This is a genomic window from Shimwellia pseudoproteus (assembly GCF_016415625.1).
GTDB lineage: Bacteria > Pseudomonadota > Gammaproteobacteria > Enterobacterales > Enterobacteriaceae > Shimwellia > Shimwellia pseudoproteus.
The window spans coordinates 1-3,791 of the sequence record NZ_WBXP01000096.1 but is presented as its reverse complement, the minus strand read 5'-3'; the positions used below and the strand labels follow the sequence as shown (position 1 = coordinate 3,791).

Genomic DNA, 3,791 nt, shown 5'->3' with positions numbered 1-3,791 from the left:
ATGTGTTTGCGGGAAAAAAATCGGCCCAGATCCGCGAAATTTTAATCAGCGAGTCAGCTTGGGAAGAAATGACCTGCTTATTCGCACCTTCCCTAATATGGGCCGTAAACATTACGACGCCGAAAGAGCCGCCAACAGCGAAGGGCTGATGGACGTGGTACAAAAAACCGGTGTTTCAATGCTGTGGAAAGAGAATGACGGCGGCTGCAAAGGGGCATGTAAACGGATCCCGACGATTGAGATCGATCCGAAAGCTGATGCAAAACAGTGTGACGGCGAAACCTGCTATGACGGGGTGATGCTGGAGAATGTTGATGATGAAATCAGTAAAAAATCGGGCGATAAACTGATTGCATTCCATTTTATCGGTAGCCACGGCCCCACCTATTACCGCCGCTATCCGCCAGAATTCCGCCATTACATGCCGGAGTGTGCACGTAGCGATATTGAAAACTGCACCCAGGAGCAACTGGTCAATACCTACGACAACACCGTGCGTTATACCGATTATGTGCTGGCTCAGATGATTGAAAAACTGAAGCAGTACAGCGACCGTTATAACACCGTACTGGTGTATGTTTCCGATCACGGCGAATCACTGGGCGAGAGCGGCCTGTATCTGCACGGTACCCCTTATAAGCTGGCCCCGGATCAGCAAACCCATGTGCCCATGCAGGTCTGGATGTCACCAGGATTTCGCGCGGAGAAGCATATTGATCTGACCTGCCTGAAAAATAACGCGGCGCACAACAGCTACTCCCATGACAACCTGTTCTCTTCCGTGCTGGGGCTCTGGGATATCAGCACAACGGTTTACGACCCGAACAGCGATATTTTCCATTCCTGCCGCTAACCACTCCCTTCACGCCAGCCCGGGTAAACCGGGCTGAATCCCCTTTCTTCATTCCGCCACGATCGCGATCTGTGCTTATTTTTTACACTTTGCTGCCCTTCACAGCAAAAAAGAAAATCTGCCTGTATGATTAACGGGCCAATTACGCAATATCAGACGAGCTATCGACAGGAGGTTATATGACGAGAAAGATTCTTGTGCCCATTGATGTTTCAGAAACGGAGTTGACACAAAAGGTCATCACCTGGGTGGAGGCACAATCCCGTATTGATGATGCCGAAATCCATTTTCTGACCGTGGTCCCGGTACTGCCGTACTATATGTCCCTGGGGCAAGGTATGGTGGATCTGCCGGACATCCACCAGCTTAAAAATCGGGCCGAGAAAAAACTGACCGAAATCGCGACACAGTTTTCCCTCCCCGAAGACCGTAAATTCACGCACTGCGTGGAAGGGGCCCCCCGGGACACCATCCTTGAGATGGCCAAAACCCTGCCGGCAGATCTGGTGATTATCTCTTCCCACCGGCCCGATATTACCACCTACCTGCTCGGCTCTAACGCCGCGGCGGTGGTGCGCCATGCAGAATGTCCGGTGCTGGTGATCCGTTAATCACGCCTGGCCGGTACCTGGTTGTGGATACCGGCTTCCTCAGGCGCGATGTCGGTCAGGGGTGTGTCTGTGAGCGTAACTGAACCCGCAGGATCAGGAAAAAGCCACAGGCCACCACCAGTGCCGCATATAAGTAAATCGCCCCAAGACCACCAAACCCGGCAATCCAGCCCGCCAGTGGGCCGGTTATCCCCAGTGCCAGATCCAGAAATGCAGAATAGGTCCCCAGCGCCGCGCCGTGATCCTGTTCCTCAACCTGTTTAACAGACTCGACCCCCAGGGCGGGAAAGACCAGCGAAAACCCGGCGCCGGTAAGAAATGCCCCTGCCCCTGCCAGCCAGGCGTACGGTGCCAGCCAGATCAACAACAGCCCCGCGAACTCCACCACATAGCAGATCAATGACACCTTCACGCCGCCAAACCGGGTGATGGTATTGCCCAGCACCAGGCGCACGCAAATAAACCCAATACTGAACAGGGACAACGCAAACGCCGCCCCCTGCCAGCCGTGCGAAGCAAAATAGAGCGTGATAAAGGTAGCAATAACACCAAAACCGACCGTTCCTAATCCCAGCCCCATACCATATGGCCATATTTTACCGACCACTTCCCGGAAGGGGGCCCGCTGTCCGGCGGTAATACTCACGTCCGGGCGGGTGCGGGAAAATAACAGGCCAATAACCGCAATCACAATAATCAGCACCGCAAAACCACTGATGCCGAAATAACGGTTCAGTACCACACCCAGCGGAGCCCCCACCGCCATTGCCACATAGGTGGCAACCCCGTTCCACGAAATAACCCGCGAGGTATGGATAACCCCCACCGTTTTAATGCCCCACAGGGTGGAGCCCGTAGACGTAAAACTCTCACCCACACCAAGAAAGATACGCCCGACCATCAGCGCCGCCACAGACATCACCGGGCTACCGGGCAGCAGCGCCGCCAGCAGCGATAACAAACCGCTTAATCCACAACACAGAATACCCAGCCGCACCACCCGTTTCGGCCCCCAAATATCAGTATAACGGCCCGCGTGAGGCCGGCTAATAAGTGTCGCGATATACTGGATACTGATCACCACCCCGGCCAGCAAGGTGCTGTAGCCCAGTTGATAATGAATAAAACCCGGGAGTACCGCCAGGGGTAAGCCAATGGAGAGGTAACAGATACAGGTAAAAACAACAATGGAGACGATACGCAGATTTAATTGTCTATTACTGACGGATACGGTCATAATAATAACGTCTGATAAAATCACATCCGGCTATAATATTAACAACGGCCAATTAACAGCAAGCGATAAAAATTTTATTTCCGCCCAGCAGAGGCAATAAATTACGCCCCAGGCGACTATCACGGCTAAAATTATCCCGACGGTAACCAGTGAAGGTATGACAAAATATGTCTTGTTAAGACCAATGATGACTATTCCCCTGCCCCCCGGATATACCCGGTATTTCCATTTATTATCCTGCACAAACAGGACGGCCCGGTAAACTACTCGCGCCAAATCTCAATCCGGTAAACCCCTTCAATACCCGGTGTTCCGCAACGTAAAAATAACCGGTTATGTTTGGTTTGTAGCTCAGGCCGGGTAAGCGGTTGATGGCAAATCTCGGCCATCGCCTGGGGGGTCAATAACGCGATATCATTCACATAACGCACCCCGGCAAAATGGGCCGGATAGCGATCGCTCAAACGCCATAACAGCATCTCACTGGCGACAAAAGCGCCCCATACTAGCGCCAACAGGCAAGGGATCAGTACAATTCGCGGTGTTGGCATCCTTCCCCCGGCGGTCAGATAACGTCCTGCGGTGATATTCCTTACTACCGCTGTGGTGCGGGAATTGCAACGCCATCTCGGTATTATTGTCCCGATATCCCGGGATTCTGGCAGCCATAAATCCGGCACGATTCTCCCGGCACAGCACATAAAAAGACCCGCAGAATTAAAGGGCAAAAGATTGGCCTGCTGGCGAGCATAAATAAAACCAAAATCCGCATATTTTCCCCGTCCTGAAATGCCCCCGTGGTGATAGCGCCGCCGGCCTTTCTGGCCGCCTGGCGCAACGCTCTGCGGGCCCGCACCGGTCAGGCGCAGAGTGATACGCGCTGTTACTGATTATCACAGAGATGTAAACAACAGGAAAAATTATATAAATCATAATGCTGTAAGATGATACCGCCCAATAACACAGCGCTGGGCGAGCATCACCGTGTTGCCTGGGCTTTGTTGAATAAATCGAACTTTTAGCCGAAATTAGGATCAGATCACCACACTCCTGACCCTGTAGCGACATCCTGTGACAAAGCAAAAGTTCA

General features: G+C 52.6%; 4 protein-coding genes. 2 read left to right on the top strand and 2 right to left on the bottom strand.

Going from position 1 to position 3,791, the window contains the following annotated elements; translation table 11 throughout:
• The first annotated feature begins 58 nt into the window (after nucleotides 1-58).
• Both F9C28_RS19740 and uspF read left to right on the top strand, forming a co-directional pair.
• Nucleotides 59-853, top strand: a complete 795-nt coding sequence (locus F9C28_RS19740) for a phosphoethanolamine transferase (protein ID WP_233149201.1) — start codon at nucleotides 59-61, stop codon at nucleotides 851-853.
• 179 nt (nucleotides 854-1,032) lie between these two features.
• The gene (uspF, locus tag F9C28_RS19735) at nucleotides 1,033-1,464 is read left to right on the top strand and encodes a universal stress protein UspF (RefSeq protein ID WP_199016947.1); all 432 of its coding nucleotides are present in this window, start codon (nucleotides 1,033-1,035) and stop codon (nucleotides 1,462-1,464) included.
• A gap of 55 nt (nucleotides 1,465-1,519) precedes the next feature.
• Here the strand turns inward: uspF and F9C28_RS19730 are convergent, their stop codons facing one another.
• Complete coding sequence (locus tag F9C28_RS19730; protein WP_199016946.1) at nucleotides 1,520-2,701, bottom strand: MFS transporter; 1,182 nt, start codon at nucleotides 2,699-2,701, stop codon at nucleotides 1,520-1,522.
• A gap of 263 nt (nucleotides 2,702-2,964) precedes the next feature.
• Entirely contained in the window at nucleotides 2,965-3,252 is a 288-nt protein-coding gene (locus tag F9C28_RS19725; protein WP_199016945.1) for a hypothetical protein, read from the bottom strand.
• Nucleotides 3,253-3,791: the final 539 nt, after the last annotated feature.